The following is a 21905-nucleotide window of genomic DNA, read 5'->3' on the forward strand; positions in this document are numbered from 1 at the left end:
GTCGTGGCGCGTGCGGATCTATTCTCCCGCCTCATCGGCAGAACGTCGATTCGACGGCTGTGCGGCAAGCTCGATGCGGGCCGGCACATTCTTGTGCCAGGGTGTCCCGGCCAGCCAGTCCCTGCGATCCACCGAGGTGAGGTCGTTGGGCGCGACCCCAGTCTGAACGCGCGCGCCCTCGGAGTCGCGGTGATGGGTGCCAAGTCCGTTGGGCAGCGAAATGTGGCCTTCGGCCATCATCGGACTCACCTCGACGAGGACCTCAGCGGCGCCGCGCTCGGTGACCAGCCGCACGAAGTCGCCGTTGGTCACACCATGACTCTGCGCATCGGCAGGGCTGATCCGCAATGCCCCCGCGGGATCGCGGCGCCGCCAGGCGGGATCACGGATGATCGTGTTTGCCGTGAACGCACGCCGCTCCCCCGCCGACAGCACCAACGGGAACTCGTCGGTGGTCCATACACCCGGATCGTCGACGATTCCGGCGAGCTTGTCGAGTAGTTCGGGAACCTCGATGGTGAACCGGCGATCGGGGCGGCTGACGTAGTTCCACACATCCGACCACTCGTCAGCGGTGAACGTGATGCCCGACCTTTGCGTCAGTATGGCCTCGAACAGCTTCTCTCCGGGTTCGAAACCCGGTCCGGTGAATCCGGCGCCGCGTACCCCGTGCGGGTTGTGCAGGGCGCACAGATGTGCCACCACCCACAGGCCGGCGGCCGATTGTGCGCCGTCAGGCAAGGTCGGTCCCAACGTTTCGTACAGCAGGTAGGGCGACAGCATGGTGATCGCGGGGTCCGCGGCAAGCGCGGAAAAGAAGGCCAGGGTAAAGCTGTTGCGTCCCCCGCGGGCAGCGGCCCGTAGGTTGGCGATGGTGTCCTCGCCGACAACCCCGAGCGCGCGAATGACCCGGGCGTAGATCTCCGGTTCACTCACCGTTCCGGGCAAGGGATCCAGCACGGGTGCCCGGAGCTGAAATACGTTGTGGGGAAACTCGAAATTGAAGAACGACGCTTCCCATTTCTCGAACTGCGAGCTTGCCGGGAGCACATAGTCGGCGAGGAGCGCCGTCTCGGTCAACGCGACATCGATGACGACGGTCAAATCCAGTGCCCGCATAGCGCGTCGCCATCGCGGCGAGTCGGCCAGCGAATGCGCCGGGTTGTTCGCGTCGATCCACATGGCCCGCAGTCGATCTGGGTGGTCGGTGAGGATCTCTTCGGTGATCGAGTTACACGGAACCAGCCCGGCAATGATCGGCGCTTTCGTGACGAGAGTGTGTTGCTCGGTCCCACCGGGCGCGATAGCAGGCGCCATCGCGGCGACACGAGCGGCAGTCCGATCGAGCACAGCCTTGGCCATCCGGTCGGTTGCCGAAGCGGTACTGCGCCGCCCAGCCAGTGCAGAAACCAGCTTGCCGAACCCCGCGGCTGACGTCGCCGCGGCGATGGCGAGAAGACCGGCGGCCTTGTCCCGCAGGAAGTTCGGTGCGCGCTGCGGTTCGTTCGACGGCGGCAGTCCGGTCAGTGGGACGAGGCTGGAGTGGAGAAACATCGTGCCCGGCTCACCGAAATTGCCGGTGAGAATCCAGATCAGCTTGTTGAGGTAGGACACCAGCGTGCTGTGCGGCCCCTGTTGGGTACCGAGGTCCTCATAGGTCGCTACCGACGAGGCTGTGCCGATGCGATGCGCAGCAGCGGAAATGAGTTCCTCGGCAACGCCGCATCGCTGGGCGTAGTCCGAAATGGGCACTGCGGACAGCGCCGCCAGCACCGGGCCGGAACCTGAGGTGTGCCTGGCGATGAACTCGTGGTCAATCAGATCGTCGCGGACCAGCACGGCCAGTAGCGCTGCTAGACACCATGCGTCGGTGCCGGGGCGCACCTGCAGATGAAAGTCCGCCATTTCCGCGGTCTCCGAACGACGCGGGTCGAGAACGATCATCGACCGCGCCGCGTCGCGCGCGATCTGCTTCAGCGTCGGCCGCGCACGCGGGAAACTGTGCGACTGCCACGGATTCTTGCCGACAAACACCACGACCTCGCTATGCGCAAAGTCCCCCTTGGTGTGGCCGCCGTACAACTTGCCATCGACCCATGTTTCGCCGGTCTTTTCCTGGGCAATGGCGTTCGAGTAGTACTTCGCACCGACGGCGGCTTGCAGCGCTGCCGCGTACATGCCGCCAAGATGATTGCCCTGACCGCCGCCGCCGTAGAAGAAGATCTTGTCCCCGCCGTGGGTGTCGCGGACCGCCGCCAGCTTGGCCGCGATCTCGTCGATCGCAGTGTCCCAGTCGATCTCCTCGTATGTGCCGTCCGCACGCCGCCGCAGCGGCGATGTGATCCGGTCGGGGTTGTTCTGGTAGTGATCGAGCCGCAACGCCTTCTGGCAGGTGTATCCCTGACTGGCCGGATGCTGCTCGTCACCGTGTATGCGCTTGAATCGGCGTCCATCCAGCGTGATTTCGATGCCGCAGTTGCACTCGCACAGGATGCAGGCACTCGTCGCGGTGGCATCGGGCGCGTCCGCTTGCGATTGCAGTGTTATGCCGGACTTGTCAGACACGTTCTGCTCCTTCTGATCTCACTTCGTGGTCCGCTCGGTATCGCGGGCAAGCTCCACGAGCCGCGCCCGCACCAGGTCCGGTTTCTCGTCGACGATGAAGTGTCCGCAATCGGCTTCTTCCAGCGTGTAGTCGTCGGCGTTTGCGTTCTCCGGCGACGCCAGCGATCGGTGGATAGCGAAGTCTTTGACCCCGAAGAGCGCGCGGATCGGAACGGTCGCACGGCGGCTCTCGCCCTTGCGCGCCGAGGCCGGTATTTCGCGCAACAAGAACGTCCGGTAGGTGTCGCGGCCGGCTCGCGCACACACCGGGTCGCGGAAACGCTCGGCGAAGATCGCGACGTCAGCGGGGTCCAAAGCGGCTCCCCGGGATGCCTCGGTACCGAAGACCAGGCGTTCGATCATCTTCGTGTGGCGCTGAAGCGGTATCCCGAACGCGGCCATGACCGGCTGGTATGCCAACAACCGCCACAGATGTGGCGCCAAACTCCGCGGTGACTGCCATGGGTGCGAAATGTTCAGCGGCAGGTAGCCGTCGAATCGCTCGGGGGCGCTCAGGATCATGAGGTAGCCGATCCAGCCACCCCAGTCGTGCCCGGCCAAGAGCGTGGTGGGAAGCCGGAGCTCGTCGAGTAGGGCCAGCACATCGCTGGCGACCTCTTCTTTCGCCCAGCGATGCGGCGGCGGACCTGACCAGCCATAGCCGGGAAGATCCGGCGCGATGATCCGCAGCCCGGCCGGAGGGTCGGCGAGCAGGTCACGATACGCATAGTGGTGCTGTGGCCAGCCGTGTAGGAGCACGACCGGCCTTCCCTCGGCCGGGCCTGCTTCGGTGACGTGGAACCGCACGCCGCGGGCCACGACGAACGAGCGCCGCACTCCGGCAATGGGCGGTGGCTGTGATGAGCCGTTAACTCCGTCGGCCGCCATGAGTGAACTATAGAAAACATAGTTTGAACTTGCAATAAGATAGGATCAGCGGCGACGAAACGGGTTCACCACAGCGATCAGGGCGGCAGGGGCGATGCGAAGCTACGACCAGTTCTGTCCGGTGGCACGCGGACTCGACAAGATCGGCGGGCGATGGGCAATCTTGATCGTTCGCGAGTTGCTACTGGGTCCGAAGCGGTACAGCGATCTCGAAGCGGGCCTGCCGGGAGTGACCCCCAACATCCTTACCGAGCGTCTGCGCGATCTGCAGGAGGCGGGAGTAGTTCGGCGGTCAAAGCTGCCGCCACCGGCGGTTGCCGTGGTCTACGAGCTCACCGACCTCGGCGAAGGGCTGCGACCGGTTGTCGATGCCCTGACCCGGTGGGGTCTGCAGCTGCTGGATGTACCGCAACCCCAGGACAGCTTTCGACTGAACTGGCTACTGGGTTGCCTGCGGGCCAGTTTTCGACCCGAGCTGGCCTCCGCCGTCCGGGAGACCTACGAATACCGCGTCGACGGCGAGGTATTCCATATTCGGATCGCGGACGGCGATGTCGACGTCCGGCACGGCCCTGCTCCGGATCGAGCCTGTGTGATCTCTGCTGACCTGACGTCGTTGCTGGCGGTCGGCGGGCAGCTGTTGGCGCTGAGCGATGCCCAGGCGCAGGGGGTGGTCACCATCGAGGGCGACCGCTGCGCCGCCGAACGGTCGATCACCATCCTTGGGCCGCACCTGGAGGCCACCGGTGGCCAGCACGGCATCATCGGCGCGGTCCGGGCACGATTCCAACCCCAGGCGACCCGCGGCATCGAGGAATCCTACGAATTCCGCGTTGACGACCTCGTCTTTCATGCGTTTGTCAGCGACGGGTCGGTGCGCATGGAGCTCGGTCCGGCAACCGAACCGGCCGCAACGTTGCGCACCGATTTGGCGACGCTGCTCGGACTCGGCGCGGGCACTGTTTCGTTCGCGCAAGCCATAGCTGCCGACCCGGGCGCCCTGACCGGCGACCCGGGGGCAGGTCGACGGATGGCGATCGCGTTCGGCGTCGCGGGCGCAATCATTGGCTTTCCGGCTGGCGCTACTGGTTTCTAGGTGGGACACGCAAGCACGAGAGGCGACGGCGCTGCCAGCCGACGCCGCAATCCGCCGGTGTCTCAACGCAGCTCGCAACTGATCAACAGCGCGGCGCGGTGCTGTGCCGCGGGTACCCACACATCACCACAGAACGACGCTCGTCAGGACGTCCCGTCGCACTCGGCTCGTGTTACCCGCTCGTCTTGGGCACCGACCGCCGGGCCCGGCCATCACGGCGTGGCGCGGCATTCTTGGGTTTCGCCGACCCTTCCAATCGCAGCAGGTGAATGGCGACGTCGGCGATCTCCTCCGGCGTCACCTTCTCGACCGGCCGGTACCAGCGCGCAACCCAGATGAGCATCCCGAGGATCAACCGGGTGGCTACCACAGGATCGTCCTTAGCCAGGTAGCCATCACGCATGCAGGCTGCGACCACTTTGACCCAGATGTTCTCGAATCGTCGGCTCCACGAATGCCACCGAGCCACAACCTCCGGCGGCAGGTCGCCACCACCGAAGAACACGGGCATGTAGCGTCGCATTTGCACGGCCCCGTCAGCTTGAATCCTGATCAGGCTCGTCAGTTGCTCGATCGGGTGGGGCGTCGCGGCAATCGATGCCTTGGCCTTCTTAGTGAGATCGCGAGTGCTGCGCTCGAACAGGATGCCCATCAAGTCCGCTTTGGTGGGCACCGTCCGATACAGTGTCGCCCGCGAGACCGCCAGCTTCTCGGCAACCTCGGGGATTCCTACTGCGTCGTACCCGCCTTCGTGCAACAACTCCGCCACCGCGTCGGCAACCGCGTCACGATCGATCGGCAGCCGCGGCCGTCCACGTGGACGAGCACTCGAGACAACTTCTGCACTCTTCTTTTTCGCCACTACGCTCCTCGGATCACCCAAGCCTCCACTTTAGAGACTCGCTGTTCAAAAAGAACGCTTGGCCGCGAAGAAGAACGGCACTGGGGTTGAGAATGGGACCCCACACGGGTGCTGGGTGCCGCATGCCCACATCTGGCGGCAGTCGAAATCCTCAGCTGCCCAGCGCTGTTCATATGTACAGCAGTGTTCACGTTGGCCGCGACATCGGCTCCCGCGCAGAGAACCACAATGTCGTTGAATTCGAGCGAGTCAGTGCGACAATCGGTCCGGCATGAGTCCGGCAATCAGTCCGGCAATCGGTGCGGCACTGAATCGTCCCCGAGCAGCCGGAGCGGATACGGGTGAAGGCATCCCCGCGAAACCGACCATGCAATTGAATTCTGATGTATGGTCTACGCCGACGGCGTCGTGCGCCGGGCCCTCGCTGGGTCGCCGGCCGGCGAGCGCGTGGGTGCGGGAGGTGTGACGTGTCGTTTGTAATTACGGTGCCCGAGGTGGTGGCGGCAGCGGCGGCAGATTTGGCGGGTCTTGGCTCGATGCTGGGTACGGCCAATGCGGCCGCGGCGGCCCAGACAACCGCGATCGTGGCCGCCGCCGAGGACGAGGTGTCAGCGGGTATCGCGGCGCTGTTGTCCGGTCATGGCCGGGCTTACCAGGAGCTCAGCGTCCAGGTGGCGGGGTTTCACCAACAGTTCGTGCGGGTGTTGACCGCTACTGCCGGCGGATACGCGCACGCCGAGGCCGCGAGCGCTGCGCTGATAGCCAGCCCGGCCCAAGCCGTGCCGCTCGATCTGCTGGCCGCCATCAACGCGCCAAGTCTGGCGCTCACTGGGCGACCACTGATCGGCAACGGCGCGCCAGGTGCCCCGGGTACCGGGGCCGACGGGGGTCCAGGTGGGTGGTTGCTCGGTGATGGTGGGGCCGGCGGCTTGGGTGCGCCGGGGGTGGCAGGCGGGGACGGCGGGGCCGCCGGTCTGATCGGCACGGGCGGCGCCGGCGGGGCCGGTGGAGGGAGCTCCGCGGCCGGGGGTACCGGAGGCAGCGGCGGCACCGGCGGATGGCTGTTGGGCACCGGCGGCTCCGGCGGAGCCGGCGGGGCGAGCACGGCCGGTGGCGGTGCCGGCGGGGCGGGCGGCGCCGGCGGGCTGTTGGGTGCGGGCGGGGTCGGTGGGGCCGGCGGAGACAGCTTCGGCGCCACGACTGACGCGGCGGGCGGAGCCGGCGGGGCCGGCGGGGCTGGTGGGCTGCTGGCCGGCTTGGTGGGCGCCGGCGGCGGTCAGGGCGGAACCGGCGGGTTAGGTGTCATCGGTGGGGTAGGTGGCGTCGGCGGTGATGCCGGGCTGCTGTTCGGCAGCGGTGGTGGCGGCGGAGAGGGCGGCACAAGTAGCGCTGGCTCCGGCGATGTCGCCGGGGGTGCCGGTGGGGCCGGCGGTGCTGCGGGACTGCTGGTCGGCAGCGGCGGGGATGGCGGGGACGGAGGGTTCGGCCCTACCGGCGGGGCGGGCGGCGCCGGCGGTGATGCCGGGCTGCTGTTCGGCAGCGGCGGGACCGGCGGGACCGGAGGATTCGGCGCCAGCGGCGGGGGCAGCGGCGGGGCCGGTGGTGACGCCGGGTGGCTTGGCAACGGCGGAGTCGGCGGAATCGGCGGGGCCGCCATACTCCAGTCGGGCGGTGGGGGCGCCGGCGGGACCGGCGGCACGGCCGGGTTGCTGATCGGCAACGGCGGTGCCGGCGGCCCTGGCGGAGAGGGCGACATGACCGGTGGAGCCGGCGGGAGCGGCGGCAACGGTGGGCTGATCGGCAACGGTGGTAACGCCGGAATCGGCGGCACCGGCACGACCCCGGGCGCTTCCGGCATCGGTGGGATCAGCGGGGCATTGTTGGGTCTGGACGGATTCAACGCGGCGGCGAGCACCTCCATCCTGCGCACTCTGCAGCAAGAGGCGCTAGCCGCGATCAACGCACCCATCGAGTCAGTCACCGGGCGTCCGCTGATCGGCAACGGCGCACCCGGGGATGCCGGCAGCGGTGCCGACGGCGCACCCGGGGGATGGTTGCTCGGCGATGGCGGAGCCGGCGGGTCGGGCGCGGCGGACTCGGGTATGCCTGGCGGTTCCGGCGGAGCCGGCGGGCTGTGGGGTACCGGCGGTAGCGGCGGGATCGGCGGCAGCTCGACGGCGGGCGCCGGTGGAGCCGGTGGTGCCGGCGGCGTCGGCGGATGGCTCTTCGGCGACGGTGGGCTGGGCGCTGCCGGCGGGTTCTCCCAAAACGCCGACGGCGGGGCCGGCGGGGGTGGCGGGGCCGGCGGGCTGCTCGGCGACGGCGGGGCCGGCGGGGCCGGCGGAGCCAGCACCGGCAGTCCCGCCAATCCGGGTGTCGCGGGGGCCGGCGGGGCGGGCGGCAACGGTGGGCTGCTGGGCGCCGGCGGGGCCGGCGGCGCTGGTGGACGCGGTCTTATCGCTGGGGCGGGTGGAGCCGGCGGCAACGGCGGGCTGTTTGGCGGTCCCGGCGGCGCCGGCGGTGCTGGCGGTCCGGGCGCGGCCGCCGGGGGCGCCGGCGGAGCCGGCGGCTACGCCGGGCTGCTGTTCGGTGGTGGCGGCGTCGGCGGAAGCGGCGGAACTGCATCGGCCGGTGTCGGGGGTGCCGGCGGTGCCGGTGGACCCGGCGGATGGCTCGTGGGCGACGGCGGGGTCGGCGGCTTCGGCGGTGTCGGCGACGATGTTGGCGGGGCTGGCGGCACTGGCGGCATCCCCGGTCTTATCGGCGTCGCTGGGGCCGGCGGTGCCGGTGGGACCAGCGTATCCGGGAACGGGGGTGCCGGCGGGGACGGCGGGCTGTTCGGCGGGCGCTTGTTGGGTAACGGCGGCGCCGGAGGCGCCGGCGGGCAAGCTGACATCTTCGGAGATCCCGGCTCCGGCGGGGCTGGTGGGATGGGCAGCAACGGGTTGCTGATCGGCAACGGCGGCAACGGCGGCAACGGCGGTGCCGGCACCGCCCCGGGTAGTGCCGGCACCGGGGGCATCGGCGGGTTGTGGGGCCACAACGGCTTCAACGGGTTGCCATAGCCGCCCTCGGTGCTGCCGTGTCCGCGCAACACGCGATGAGGCAGTCAGTCCGACACCGAGTCGTCCTCGAGCAGCCGGAGCGGATGCAGTCCGTCCACGGCGCCCACGAACGGCGGGTGGACGTTGTAACCCAGCATCCGCTGGATGTCTGGAGACGCCGCCCGCGCGACGTCGCGCGGCACCGACAGGGTGAACGCCTCTTGTGGCCGCAGCCATGCCTCGCAGTACTGCGCCGTGACCGCAAGGCGGTCGCAGGCGGAGTGATTCGCGCCGCCACCGTGCCACAAGGTCCCGACGAAAAAGACGCAGGACCCGGCGGGCATGACCACCGACTCAACGCGGTCGTTCGGGCCCGGCTTGCGTTTGGGCTCCTCCCACCGATGACTTCCCGGAACGACAACGGTGGCCCCGTTGTCTTCGGTGAACGCGTCGATTGCCCATATGGTCGCCGCCCCGAGCGGGGGCCGTGGCCGAGGAACCGGATACAACCCGTCGTCGTGGTGGAGCAACTGGCTCGACTCACCCGGGTTGATGTTGATGACTTGCAGCTGAGACAACAGGTAATTGGGCAGGAACAGGTGGTCGAGCATGGCCAGCACGCGCGGATGGTCGACGAGTCGGTCGCACACCCGGGTCTTGTTCAAGACGCTGTAGACGCGCTGGGTGCTGTGCCCCTCGAAACCGTTGCGGCCGGTGTGGCCCAGCAACGGGATGACCGCGTCCCGGATCTTCCGGCACTCCTCGTCGCTGATCAGGTTCTCCCAGATCACATACCCGTCGCGCTCGATGGCCGCGAGGTCGGCGGCGACCGTCTCGGGGTCGACGGTTGCGCCGCCGCTGGGGACGACCGGGTAACGCTGGGCCAGATCGGTTTTGAGATCGGCGAGCTTCGTCACCAAATCCACATCGGATTTCATGGGACGGTTCTCCTTTCAGCGGACCTTCGTGGCACGCAACGAGGCCTCAGTGCCCATGAAACGAGGATAGGTGAGTTCAGCGCGTTGCTACTGGCGATCGTTGTTGATCTCGAGGGCTTCGCGACTGGCCACCTACGAAGGCAAGTGGCCCCGACGGCCGCCTATGCGCCGTTGGATCCGTTCTGGCCGAACAGTGTGCCGCCGGTGCCGCCAGTGCCGCCGGGCCCGCCGGAGTCGCCAGGCCCACCGTTGCCGCCGTTGCCGATCAACACGGCATTGCCACCGTTACCGCCGGTGCCGGCCACGGCGACGGCACTGACTCCGGCGGCGCCGCCGGTACCGCCGTCGCCCACCTGCGCGGCCCTACCGCCGTTACCGCCAGTGCCGCCGGCGGCGAGATCGCTGGACCCGCCGGATCCGCCTGCCCCGCCGTGGCCGAACAGCATGGCGCCGTTGCCGCCATTGCCGCCGGTGCCGCCGGCGGCGCCAGCACCACCAGTGCCGGCCGCGCCGGCCCCACCGTTGCCGCCGCTGCCGATCAGCCCGACCGCGCTGCCGCCACTGCCGCCGGTCCCGCCGTTGCCGGTTGTTCGCACGCTGTCGCCACCATCACCGCCGTCGCCGATCAGCGTCCCGCCGGCCCCACCGGCCCCACCGTCGCTGTCAGTCCCGCCCCAGCCGCCAGCACCGCCGTTGCCCAAGAACCCGGCGTTGCCGCCGTTACCGGCGGTGCCCGCATCGTCGGCGGCACCGCCGTCGCCGCCGTTGCCGAGCAGCCACCCGCCGTTGCCGCCGTTACCGGCCGTCCCCCCGCCGCCAGCGATGTTGCCGCCGAAGAAGCCGCCGCTACCGCCCTGGCCGATCAGCCGAGCATCACCACCGGCCCCCGCCGTCCCACCGCTGGCGAAATAGTTGATGCCACCGTCACCGCCGTTGCCGTACAACAACCCGCCGACGCCGCCATCCCCACCGGCACCAGCGCCCGGGATTTGGCCGAACCCGCTCGCCCCGCCAGCCCCACCATGGCCGAACAGCCCGACAGCGGCGCCGCCGACCCCGCCGACCCCCGGGGCGCCCGCGGTGCCTAGCCCGCCGATGCCGCCAGCACCGCCATTGCCGAACAGCCACCCGCCGGCTCCACCGGCCCCACCGGGGTGGCCGTTGAAATCGGGCCCGCCGATTCCGCCGTTGCCGCCGTTGCCGATCAATCCTGCAGCCCCACCAGCCCCGCCCGCTTGGCCGGGCGCACCGTTACCACCGTTGCCGCCGTCGCCGTAGAGCAAGCCGCCGGCCTCACCGGCTTGTCCGGGCGCCCCATCGGCGCCGTCGCCGATCAACGGGCGACCCAACAGCGCCTCGGTGGGCGCATTCACCACGTCAAGTGGATCCCCCAGCAGCGTTCCGCGAGTGCCGTTGGTGCCGTTGGTGCCACCGGAGTCGCCGAGCCCGCCGATACCGCCGTTGCCGATCAGCTGGGCGTTGCCGCCGTTACCGCCCGCGCTGGGTGAAACGGCCACGCCGGCGGCGCCGCCGCTACCACCGTTGCCGATCAGCGCGGCCGTACCGCCGTTTCCACCGGTGCCGCCCACGCCGGCGCTGGAGCCGCCGGATCCCCCGGCCCCGCCGTTACCGAACAGCGTGGCGCCGTTGCCGCCATTGCCGCCGTTGCCACCGGTGGCACCGGCAAAGCCGACCGCGCCGGTCCCGCCGTCACCGCCGCTGCCGATCAACCCCACAGCGGCGCCACCGTTACCGCCGGTCCCGCCGCTACCGGTGGTGAACACACTGTTGCCGCCGTTGCCGCCGTTGCCGATCAGCGTCCCGCCGGCCCCACCGGTGCCGCCGACGCTGTTGGAGCCGCCCCAGCCGCCATCACCGCCGTTGCCGAACAGCCCGGCACTGCCGCCGTTACCGCCCGTGCTCAAAAGATTGGCTGCGCCGCCGTCGCCGCCGTTGCCGAATAGCCACCCGCCGTTGCCGCCGTTGCCGCCGGTGCCATTGCTGCCTTGGTAGCCGCCGTTGCCGCCGTCGCCGATCAGCCGAGCATCGCCACCCGCTCCGGCGCCGTCGCTACCCACCAGCGTGTTGCCGCCGTCACCGCCGTTGCCATACAAGAACCCGCCGACGCCGCCAACCCCACCGGCCGCACCGGCACCGGCGGCGCCCTGTCCGCCGATCCCACCGGTCCCGCCATGGCCGAACAGCCCGACAGCGGCGCCGCCGGCCCCGCCGAGCCCGCCGGCGCCTGCGGTGCCCTGTCCGCCGATCCCGCCGGTACCGCCGTTGCCGAGTAGCCACCCGCCGGCCCCACCAGCGCCGCCGGGCAAGCCGATGGCGCCGGTCCCGCCGATCCCGCCATTGCCACCGTTGCCGATCAATCCCGCGGCCCCGCCCACACCACCAGCTTGGCCCGCGACACCGTTACCACCATTGCCGCCATTGCCGTAGAGCAACCCGCCGGCACCACCGGGCTGTCCCGGAGCGCCATCGGCACCATCACCAATCAACGGACGTCCTAGCAACGCCTGCACAGGCCCGTTCACCACATCCAGCGCAGCCGCCATCGGCAAAGCGTTAGCAGCCTCGGCACTGGCATAGGCTCCCGCGCCGGCCGTCATGGCCTGCACGAACTGCTGATGAAACGCCGCCGCCTGCGCGCTAATCACCTGATATGCCTGACCGTGAGCATCAAACAGCGCCGCGATGGCCGCCGACACCTCGTCGACACCGGCGGCCAGCACTCCGGTCGTCGGAATCGCCGCGGCCCCATTAGCCGCGTTGATCGTCGAAGCGATGCTGGCCAAATCCGAGGCCGCCGCCGCCACCATTTCCGGAGAAGCCACCACGAAGGACATCACCGTCTCCTCACACGATGCCTAATTTCCAACGGCCGGTCCCCGCGCACCGCCGAGTCGGCGCTTGCCCACGCCAGCACGGCACAGTCCCAGCAACCGCACCGTAGCGCTATCCCGTCGCCAGATCGACCAATCCGGCTAAACATGACCACAATTCAATTGACGCGATAATTACGGCCATGCACAGCTGTCGTGACCGTAATTACCCACGTCAAAGAGATCCGGCCAACGCGGGCAGCGATGTTTCAACGTCAGCGCGCACCGCACACCGACGTTGGCCGCGAACACCGCGCGACGGGTACCAGATGGATCTGCCACGGTCGCGAGCAAACTCCGATAGCCACAGCGTCGAAGCGGCTGCCAGCCGGGCCACCACGTCACCACCGGCGTTGCCTAGCCAGGCACCGCTACGCCGGGTGCTGTTTGTCGAGCCTATTCTTGCGTTTGGCCAATCCATTCCCGCGCCTCGCCCGCATCGGCGGTGGAGAACGTGCGCAGTTTCGCGGGCATGAGAAATCCAAAAAGCTTGATGGAACGCGCCATCCAGTCGACATCGGTGACAACCGCAAAACGTTCCCAGCTCATGAGATGGCTGAAGCCAAGCTTGGCGTCATCCCAGACTGCGCCGGGACCCACGCCGTCAAAATCGGGGCCTACCTCGTAGTAAATCCGCACTTTCTTGTGGCGATTCAGGCGCTCCTCGATGTCGGGAATCAAGACCGTTTCGTAGTCATCCTTTGTCACATGGCCGTGACAGGCGAAGGCAGCTACGTTGTCGGGGAAGCCGGTAAGCGCCTCAATCATCATGTCCTCCATAACAATAATGACCAACAACATCGATCATCGACGTTGCCTGAACGGCGGCGGTAGAGCCGAAGGTCACTCAGACGGATAGCGCTGGCGACCCGCCTCTCGCGGGCTCAAGCAATAGCAAGCCCCTCAAAAAAATGCCCAGGGAGATGCGCCCGCCAAGCTCCGGCTAATGCGGCCACCAACGAACGTGGGCGCTCGTCCAATTCTTGGATTTCGCTACACCGATGCCAATTTTATGCAAAATTGCCTTAGTTCTGGCGATTAGGCGCTAGCCGGTTGTTCTTGGCCGGTTTGGGAGGTTCCAGATGTCGTTTGTCATTGCGGTGCCCGAGCTGGTCTGGTCAGGGGCAACCGATTTGGCCAGGATCGGCTCGACGCTTCGCGCTGCTGATGCGGCCGCGGCGACACAGACGACCGAGATCGTCGCTGCGGCCGAGGATGAGGTGTCGTCGGCGATCGCGGCAGTGTTTTCCCAGCACGCCCAGAGCTACCAGCAGCTCAGCGCGCGCGTGGCGTCCTTTCATGCCGAGTTTGTGCAGGCGCTGACCGCCGGTGCGGTCGCCTACGCCAGCGCTGAAGCCGCCAACGCTGCACCGCTGGCCAGTGCGCAGGGTCTGCTCAACGCCATCAATGCCCCCGTTCAGGCACTGACCGGGCGCCCGTTGATCGGCAATGGCGCCAACGGCGCGCCGGGTACCGGCGCAGCGGGCGCACCGGGCGGCTGGTTGCTGGGTAACGGCGGGGCCGGCGGGTCCGGCGCGGCGGGTATGCCCGGCGGCGCCGGTGGGGCTGCCGGGCTGATCGGTGCCGGCGGCGCTGGCGGTGCTGGCGGGAGTTCTTCGACCGGTAGTGGCGGGGCTGGGGGCGCCGGTGGGGCCGGGGGGTGGCTGTTGGGCAACGGTGGGTCCGGCGGGGTCGGCGGGGTCGCGATTACCGCCGGTTCGACCGCGGGTGCGGGCGGGATCGGCGGCGCCGGCGGCCTGCTGGGTGCGGGTGGGATCGGCGGGGCCGGCGGTGAGGGCTCCGGTGCCGCCCTGGCTGGCGGGGCCGGCGGTGCTGGCGGGGCCGGCGGGCTGCTGGCCGGGCTTGTCGGCGCCAGTGGCGGTGATGGCGGCGACGGCGGCCTCGGCCGAATCGGGGGTGCCGGCGGTGCCGGGGGCAGCGCCGGATTGCTAGCCGGGTCTGGCGGTGCTGGTGGGGCCGGCGGCGTCGGCGCGGCAGGCGACGGCGGGGCCGGCGGAGCGGGCGGTGACGGCGGGTTGCTGTTCGGCAGCGGCGGGGCGGGTGGCACCGGAGGTGGCAGCCTGAGCTTCGACGGCGGCACTGGCGGGGCCGGCGGGGATGCCGGGCTGCTGTTCGGCAGTGCTGGCGCCGGCGGTGCCGGCGGGTCTGGCGAAGGCGGCGGCGGGGCCGGTGGGGCTGGTGGTAGCGCAGTCTGGCTCGGTAATGGCGGAATGGGCGGGGCCGGCGGGTTCGGCAATACCGGCAACGGCGGTGTCGGCGGAATTGGCGGCAGGGCCGGGCTGCTGATCGGCAATGGCGGGGCCGGCGGATCGGGTGGCGAGGGCGCAGCGACCGGCGGTGCCGGCGGGGCCGGCGGCGACGCTGTGTTGATCGGCAATGGCGGCAACGGCGGCATCGGCGGCACCGGCCCGTCCGTGGGCGACAACGGTGCCGGCGGAATCAGCGGGCTGCTGTTGGGCCTGGATGGCTTCAACGCGCCGGCGAGCGCCTCGCCCGTGCACATCGTGCGGCAAGACGCGCTGACCGCGATCAATGCGCCGATCCAGGCATTGACGGGGCGCCCGCTGATCGCCAACGGCACCCCGGGGGCTGCCGGCAGCGGGGCCGCCGGTTCCCCCGGGGGTTGGCTGCTCGGCGACGGCGGAGCCGGTGGATCCGGTGCCGCGGGTACCGGTCTGGCGGGCGGTGCCGGCGGGGCGGCTGGGCTGTTGGGCACCGGCGGGGCCGGCGGGGCCGGCGCGAGCTCGGCCGTCGGCGACGGGGGCTCCGGTGGGGCCGGGGGTGCCGGTGGGTGGCTGTTGGGCGACGGCGGGGTCGGCGGTTTCGGCGGGTTTTCGCTGGCTGACACCGCCGGCGCCGGCGGGGCCGGTGGCAGCGGTGGGTTGCTGGGCGCCGGTGGGGGCGGCGGTGCCGGCGGCAGTGCCGGGCTCGCCGGTGCCACCAGTGCCGGTGGTGCCGGTGGTGCCGGTGGTGGCGGCGGGTTGTTCGGTGGGCTGGTCGGCGCGGGCGGCGGGGCCGGCGGGAACGGCGGAGTCGGCGACACCGGGGGCGTCGGTGGGACCGGCGGCGATGCCGGACAGCTTGGCGGAGCCGGCGGGGCCGGCGGAGCTGGCGGATTGAGCTTTGAATCCGGGATCAACGGCGCAGACGGCGGGGCGGGCGGCAACGCCGGCCTGCTGTTCGGCAGCGGCGGCGGTGGCGGCGACGGTGCGCCCGGCTCCGTCGGCGGGACCGGCGGGAGCGGCGGCAACGCTGGGCTGCTGTTCTCCAGCGGCGGGGCCGGTGGGCGCGGCGGGTTCGGCCTCAGCCTGGGCGGGGGCGGCGGCACCGGCGGCACGGGTGGCAACGCCGGCCTGCTGGGCGGCGGCGGTGCCGGCGGTGCCGGCGGAATCGGCGTTTCCGACGACGGAGGGGCCGGCGGGGCCGGCGGCGCCGGCGGACAACTCTTGGGCAATGGCGGGGCCGGCGGCGCCGGCGGCGAAGCGGGTGTCAGCGGTGCCCCCGGCGACGGCGGGGACGGTGGTGCTGGCGGCAATGCGGTTCTGGTCGGCAACGGCGGCAACGGCGGCAACGCCGGGACCGGCACACCCGCTGGCAGCCCTGGCACCGGCGGCACCGGCGGGCTGTTGTTCGGTCAAAACGGACTCAACGGGTCGGCGTAGCCGCGGAACACTCGCTACGCGATCCGCTCGCTAGTGGCAGTCTCCACGAGGCCCCGTGGTTACTACCGTGTGCCAGAGGCCGGCCGACGTTACTGTTGCTTGGCCGCAGCGGCGAAGCCCGGGAGCAGGCTCAGGGCGGGTAGGTGGGCGGCGGCTGCGGCGGTGCCGGATTGGATGACGAGTTGGCCGAGGCTGAACAGGCCCGAGTTGCCGGTGCCGGTGTTGAACAAGCCGGTGTTAAACCCGCTGAGGGCACCGCTGGGGAAGGCCCCGATCGCCGCGGTCACCCCGGTGTTGAACAAGCCTGAGGTCACTCCGTTATCCAACGCACCGGCGGCGGAGTTGAAAAACCCGGAGATACTGTGGGCGGTCGCCCCGGAGTTACCCACTCCCGACATCCCGCCCCCGGTGTTGAAGAACCCCGAACTGGCGGTGGCACCAATACCGACCGCACCGGCACTGGTGGTGAACCCGAAACCGGTGTTCACATTGCCCGCGTTGCCGATCCCGGTGTTGACATGACCACCGTTACCGAACCCGGTGTTGGCCCCACCGGAGTTGAAAAACCCGGTGTTGACGTTATTGCCATTGAACCCGCCGGTATTGAGCGAGCCCGCATTACCGAAACCGGTATCCAACAACCCCGAGTTCCCGAACCCGAAGTTGCCGGCACCGGCGTTGCCGAAGCCCAGATTGCCGACACCGGAGTTGCCGAACCCGAAACTGTTGATCTGGCCCGGGAACACCGTATTCGTCCCCGCGCTGAAGGCACCGATATTGCCGTCACCAGAGTTGAAGAACCCGATGTTGTTGGTGCCGGAGTTGCCGAAACCGATGTTGCCGCTGCCCGAATTCAACAACCCGGCCAGGTTGATCCCCACCTGATTGTCACCGGACAGCCCGATCCCGATGTTGTTGCTGCCGGTGTTGCCGAACCCGAAGTTGTTGTTGCCGGTGTTACCGGCACCGATGTTGGCGTTGCCGGTGTTACCGCCACCGAAGTTGCCATCCCCGAGGTTGCCCAACCCGACGTTGTTGTTGCCGGTGTTACCGATACCCATGTTGTTATCGCCCGGCGCCACCGAAAAACCGAACAGACTCCCACTGGACAGATCCACCGGGCCGGCGTTGCCGAACCCGACATTACCGACACCATGGTTACCGAACCCGAAGTTGAAATCACCGATGTTGCCGCCACCCACATTGCTGTTGCCGTTGTTGCCCCCACCAATGTTGTTGTTACCCGGCAACCCCGGGGTGAGCCCACTGTTGAACTCACCACTGTTGCCGAACCCCAGGTTGCCGAACCCGATATTGCCGTTGCCGATATTGGCGTTACCCAAATTCCCGTTACCCAGATTCGGCAGGTCGGCCAGGACCTGCTGCAGGCCCGGGGGCAAAGCCAGGGCGGGCAGGGCGGGTAGGTGGGCGGCGGCTGCGGCGGTGCCGGATTGGATGACGAGTTGGCCGAGGCTGAACAGGCCCGAGTTGCCGGTGCCGGTGTTGAACAAGCCGGTGTTAAACCCGCTGAGTTCCCCGCTGGGGAAGGCCCCGATCGCCGCGGTCACCCCGGTGTTGAACAAGCCTGAGGTCACTCCGTTATCCAACGCACCGGCGGCGGAGTTGAAAAACCCGGAGATACTGTGGGCGGTCGCCCCGGAGTTACCCACTCCCGACATCCCGCCCCCGGTGTTGAAGAACCCCGAACTGGCGGTGGCACCAATACCGACCGCACCGGCACTGGTGGTGAACCCGAAACCGGTGTTCACATTGCCCGCGTTGCCGATCCCGGTGTTGACATGACCACCGTTACCGAACCCGGTGTTGGCCCCACCGGAGTTGAAAAACCCGGTGTTGACGTTATTGCCATTGAACCCGCCGGTATTGAGCGAGCCCGCATTACCGAAACCGGTATCCAACAACCCCGAGTTCCCGAACCCGAAGTTGCCGGCACCGGCGTTGCCGAAGCCCAGATTGCCGACACCGGAGTTGCCGAACCCGAAACTATTGATCTGGCCCGGGAACACCGTATTCGTCCCCGCGCTGAAGGCACCGATATTGCCGTCACCAGAGTTGAAGAACCCGATGTTGTTGGTGCCGGAGTTGCCGAAACCGATGTTGCCGCTGCCCGAATTCAACAACCCGGCCAGGTTGATCCCCACCTGATTGTCACCGGACAGCCCGATCCCGATGTTGTTGCTGCCGGTGTTGCCGAACCCGAAGTTGTTGTTGCCGGTGTTGCCGGCACCGATGTTGGCGTTGCCGGTGTTACCGCCACCGAAGTTGCCATCCCCGAGGTTGCCCAACCCGACGTTGTTGTTGCCGGTGTTACCGATACCCATGTTGTTATCGCCCGGCGCCACCGAAAAACCAAACAGACTCCCACTGGACAGATCCACCGGGCCGGCGTTGCCGAACCCGACATTACCGACACCATGGTTACCGAACCCGAAGTTGAAATCACCGATGTTGCCGCCACCCACATTGCTGTTGCCGTTGTTGCCCCCACCAATGTTGTTGTTACCCGGCAACCCCGGGGTGAGCCCACTGTTGAACTCACCACTGTTGCCGAACCCCAGGTTGCCGAACCCGATATTGCCGTTGCCGATATTGGCGTTACCCAAATTCCCGTTACCCAGATTCGGCAGGTCGGCCAGGACCTGCTGCAGGCCCGGGGGCAAAGCCAGGGCGGGCAGGGCGGGTAGGTGGGCGGCGGCTGCGGCGGTGCCGGATTGGATGACGAGTTGGCCGAGGCTGAACAGGCCCGAGTTGCCGGTGCCGGTGTTGAACAAGCCGGTGTTAAACCCGCTGAGTTCCCCGCTGGGGAAGGCCCCGATCGCCGCGGTCACCCCGGTGTTGAACAAGCCTGAGGTCACTCCGTTATCCAACGCACCGGCGGCGGAGTTGAAAAACCCGGAGATACTGTGGGCGGTCGCCCCGGAGTTACCCACTCCCGACATCCCGCCCCCGGTGTTGAAGAACCCCGAACTGGCCGTGGCACCAATACCGACCGCACCGGCACTGGTGGTGAACCCGAAACCGGTGTTCACATTGCCCGCGTTGCCGATCCCGGTGTTGACATGACCACCGTTACCGAACCCGGTGTTGGCCCCACCGGAGTTGAAAAACCCGGTGTTGACGTTATTGCCATTGAACCCGCCGGTATTGAGCGAACCCGCATTACCGAAACCGGTATCCAACAACCCCGAGTTCCCGAACCCGAAGTTGCCGGCACCGGCGTTGCCGAAGCCCAGATTGCCGACACCGGAGTTGCCGAACCCGAAACTGTTGATCTGACCCGGGAACACCGTATTCGTCCCCGCGCTGAAGGCACCGATATTGCCGTCACCAGAGTTGAAGAACCCGATGTTGTTGGTGCCCGAGTTGCCGAAACCGATGTTGCCGCTGCCCGAATTCAACAACCCGGCCAGGTTGATCCCCACCTGATTGTCACCGGTCAGCCCGATCCCGATGTTGTTGCTGCCGGTGTTGCCGAACCCGAAGTTGTTGTTGCCGGTGTTGCCGGCACCGATGTTGGCGTTGCCGGTGTTACCGCCACCGAAGTTGCCATCCCCGAGGTTGCCCAACCCGACGTTGTTGTTGCCGGTGTTACCGATACCCATGTTGTTATCGCCCGGCGCCACCGAAAAACCAAACAGACTCCCACTGGACAGATCCACCGGGCCGGCGTTGCCGAACCCGACATTACCGACACCATGGTTACCGAACCCGAAGTTGAAATCACCGATGTTGCCGCCACCCACATTGCTGTTGCCGTTGTTGCCCCCACCAATGTTGTTGTTACCCGGCAGCCCCGGGGTGAGCCCACTGTTGAACTCACCACTGTTGCCGAACCCCAGGTTGCCGAACCCGATATTGCCGTTGCCGATATTGGCGTTACCCAAATTCCCGTTACCCAGATTCGGCAGGTCGGCCAGGACCTGTTGCAGGCCCGGGGGCAAAGCCAGGGCGGGCAGGGCGGGTAGGTGGGCGGCGGCTGCGGCGGTGCCGGATTGGATGACGAGTTGGCCGAGGCTGAACAGGCCCGAGTTGCCGGTGCCGGTGTTGAACAAGCCGGTGTTAAACCCGCTGAGTTCCCCGCTGGGGAAGGCCCCGATCGCCGCGGTCACCCCGGTGTTGAACAAGCCTGAGGTCACTCCGTTATCCAACGCACCGGCGGCGGAGTTGAAAAACCCGGAGATACTGTGGGCGGTCGCCCCGGAGTTACCCACTCCCGACATCCCGCCCCCGGTGTTGAAGAACCCCGAACTGGCGGTGGCACCAATACCGACCGCACCGGCACTGGTGGTGAACCCGAAACCGGTGTTCACATTGCCCGCGTTGCCGATCCCGGTGTTGACATGACCACCGTTACCGAACCCGGTGTTGGCCCCACCGGAGTTGAAAAACCCGGTGTTGACGTTATTGCCATTGAACCCGCCGGTATTGAGCGAACCCGCATTACCGAAACCGGTATCCAACAACCCCGAGTTCCCGAACCCGAAGTTGCCGGCACCGGCGTTGCCGAAGCCCAGATTGCCGACACCGGAGTTGCCGAACCCGAAACTATTGATCTGACCCGGGAACACCGTATTCGTCCCCGCGCTGAAGGCACCGATATTGCCGTCACCAGAGTTGAAGAACCCGATGTTGTTGGTGCCCGAGTTGCCGAAACCGATGTTGCCGCTGCCCGAATTCAACAACCCGGCCAGGTTGATCCCCACCTGATTGTCACCGGACAGCCCGATCCCGATGTTGTTGCTGCCGGTGTTGCCGAACCCGAAGTTGTTGTTGCCGGTGTTACCGGCACCGATGTTGGCGTTGCCGGTGTTACCGCCACCGAAGTTGCCATCCCCGAGGTTGCCCAACCCGACGTTGTTGTTGCCGGTATTACCGATACCCATGTTGTTATCGCCCGGCGCCACCGAAAAACCAAACAGACTCCCACTGGACAGATCCACCGGGCCGGCGTTGCCGAACCCGACATTACCGACACCATGGTTACCGAACCCGAAGTTGAAATCACCGATGTTGCCGCCACCCACATTGCTGTTGCCGTTGTTGCCCCCACCAATGTTGTTGTTACCCGGCAACCCCGGGGTGAGCCCACTGTTGAACTCACCACTGTTGCCGAACCCCAGGTTGCCGAACCCGATATTGCCGTTGCCGATATTGGCGTTACCCAAATTCCCGTTACCCAGATTCGGCAGGCCCGCCAAGAACTGCTGCAAACCCGGCGGCAAAGCCAACCCGGGAAGCGAAGCCACCGCCGCCGACGCCCCGGCGTGATACCCGGCCATGGCCGCCACGTCGGCCGCCCACATCTCCTCATAAATGCCCTCAACCGCGGCGATCGCCGGCGCGTTCTGCCCAAAGACGTTCGACACCACCAACTGCACCAACGAGTTCCGATTCGCCACCACCGCCAACGGATCAATCGTCGCCGCACGCGCAGCCTCAAACACACTCACCGCCGCACGCGCCTGCCCGGCCGCCTCCACGGCCTTGGCCGCGGCGGTGGCCAGATACTGCGCATAGGGCGCGGCCGCGGCCAACATCGCCGCCGAGGCCGCACCCTGCCACGCCTGACCCGCCAACTCCGATGTCACCGATGAAAACGACGACGCCGCGGTCCCCACCTCTGCGGCTAGCCCATCCCAGGCCGTGGCCGCGTCCAGCATGGGTGCCGATCCCGCACCCGTGAACATCAGCAATGAATTGATCTCCGGTGGCAGCATCGCGAAATTTGGCACGCTCGAGCTCCTTTCGACGCCGCGCGTCGACCGCGAGGCGACTGGGACGGAGGCGGAAATCGGGGATCTCGCCTGGGATGCTATGTCGGCGGCGCCGCGCAGATCGGGCGCTTCGCGGGCTGATCCCCAATAGTGAGTCCAGCCGC

Annotated in this window: 10 protein-coding genes; 3 read left to right on the top strand and 7 right to left on the bottom strand. The window is 67.9% G+C overall.

The window, feature by feature from the left end; genetic code table 11:
• Positions 1–18 precede the first annotated feature (18 nt).
• Both F6B93_RS14490 and F6B93_RS14495 read right to left on the bottom strand, forming a co-directional pair.
• Complete coding sequence (locus tag F6B93_RS14490) at positions 19–2541, bottom strand: molybdopterin-dependent oxidoreductase (protein WP_211699505.1); 2523 nt, start codon at positions 2539–2541, stop codon at positions 19–21.
• A 42-nt stretch (positions 2542–2583) separates the two neighbouring features.
• Complete coding sequence (locus F6B93_RS14495) at positions 2584–3492, bottom strand: alpha/beta fold hydrolase (protein ID WP_211695712.1); 909 nt, start codon at positions 3490–3492, stop codon at positions 2584–2586.
• Positions 3493–3586: 94 nt separating this feature from the next.
• Here F6B93_RS14495 and F6B93_RS14500 point away from each other — a divergent pair, with 94 nt between their 5' ends.
• Entirely contained in the window at positions 3587–4588 is a 1002-nt protein-coding gene (locus F6B93_RS14500; RefSeq protein WP_211695713.1) for a winged helix-turn-helix transcriptional regulator, read from the top strand.
• A 172-nt stretch (positions 4589–4760) separates the two neighbouring features.
• Here F6B93_RS14500 and F6B93_RS14505 read toward each other — a convergent pair whose 3' ends face one another.
• Positions 4761–5450: a TetR/AcrR family transcriptional regulator gene (locus tag F6B93_RS14505; RefSeq protein ID WP_211695714.1), complete on the bottom strand. Its 690-nt coding sequence runs from the start codon at positions 5448–5450 to the stop codon at positions 4761–4763.
• 467 nt (positions 5451–5917) lie between these two features.
• Between F6B93_RS14505 and F6B93_RS14510 the strand changes: the two genes are divergently transcribed.
• On the top strand, positions 5918–8515 hold the full coding sequence (locus F6B93_RS14510) for a PE family protein (protein ID WP_211695715.1): 2598 nt from the start codon (positions 5918–5920) through the stop codon (positions 8513–8515).
• Between the two features lie 44 nt (positions 8516–8559).
• Here the strand turns inward: F6B93_RS14510 and F6B93_RS14515 are convergent, their stop codons facing one another.
• The 3 genes from F6B93_RS14515 to F6B93_RS14525 all read right to left on the bottom strand — a co-directional run bounded on the left by F6B93_RS14515 (position 8560) and on the right by F6B93_RS14525 (position 13124).
• Positions 8560–9432: a phytanoyl-CoA dioxygenase family protein gene (locus F6B93_RS14515; protein WP_211695716.1), complete on the bottom strand. Its 873-nt coding sequence runs from the start codon at positions 9430–9432 to the stop codon at positions 8560–8562.
• A gap of 161 nt (positions 9433–9593) precedes the next feature.
• Positions 9594–12287: a PE family protein gene (locus F6B93_RS14520; protein ID WP_211695717.1), complete on the bottom strand. Its 2694-nt coding sequence runs from the start codon at positions 12285–12287 to the stop codon at positions 9594–9596.
• Between the two features lie 432 nt (positions 12288–12719).
• Entirely contained in the window at positions 12720–13124 is a 405-nt protein-coding gene (locus F6B93_RS14525) for a SpoIIAA family protein (RefSeq protein WP_246540788.1), read from the bottom strand.
• A 281-nt stretch (positions 13125–13405) separates the two neighbouring features.
• Between F6B93_RS14525 and F6B93_RS14530 the strand changes: the two genes are divergently transcribed.
• Positions 13406–16006, top strand: a complete 2601-nt coding sequence (locus F6B93_RS14530) for a PE family protein (RefSeq protein ID WP_211695718.1) — start codon at positions 13406–13408, stop codon at positions 16004–16006.
• A gap of 89 nt (positions 16007–16095) precedes the next feature.
• On the opposite strand, the gene F6B93_RS14535 is transcribed toward F6B93_RS14530, so the two are convergent.
• Positions 16096–21744 (bottom strand): PPE domain-containing protein, encoded by a 5649-nt coding sequence (locus tag F6B93_RS14535; RefSeq protein WP_425518555.1) that lies wholly within the window; start codon positions 21742–21744, stop codon positions 16096–16098.
• Positions 21745–21905 lie beyond the last annotated feature (161 nt).

Source organism: Mycobacterium spongiae (assembly GCF_018278905.1).
GTDB classification, from domain to species: domain Bacteria; phylum Actinomycetota; class Actinomycetes; order Mycobacteriales; family Mycobacteriaceae; genus Mycobacterium; species Mycobacterium spongiae.

What these genes read in the sequence shown, in the direction of transcription:
- F6B93_RS14500 (WP_211695713.1), top strand. Translation starts at nt 3,587, where the DNA reads ATGCGAAGCTACGACCAGTTCTGTCCGGTGGCACGCGGACTCGACAAG.
- F6B93_RS14495 (WP_211695712.1), bottom strand. Translation starts at nt 3,492, where the DNA reads ATGGCGGCCGACGGAGTTAACGGCTCATCACAGCCACCGCCCATTGCC.
- F6B93_RS14525 (WP_246540788.1), bottom strand. Translation starts at nt 13,124, where the DNA reads ATGTTGTTGGTCATTATTGTTATGGAGGACATGATGATTGAGGCGCTT.
- F6B93_RS14530 (WP_211695718.1), top strand. Translation starts at nt 13,406, where the DNA reads ATGTCGTTTGTCATTGCGGTGCCCGAGCTGGTCTGGTCAGGGGCAACC.
- F6B93_RS14515 (WP_211695716.1), bottom strand. Translation starts at nt 9,432, where the DNA reads ATGAAATCCGATGTGGATTTGGTGACGAAGCTCGCCGATCTCAAAACC.
- F6B93_RS14520 (WP_211695717.1), bottom strand. Translation starts at nt 12,287, where the DNA reads ATGTCCTTCGTGGTGGCTTCTCCGGAAATGGTGGCGGCGGCGGCCTCG.
- F6B93_RS14535 (WP_425518555.1), bottom strand. Translation starts at nt 21,744, where the DNA reads ATGCTGCCACCGGAGATCAATTCATTGCTGATGTTCACGGGTGCGGGA.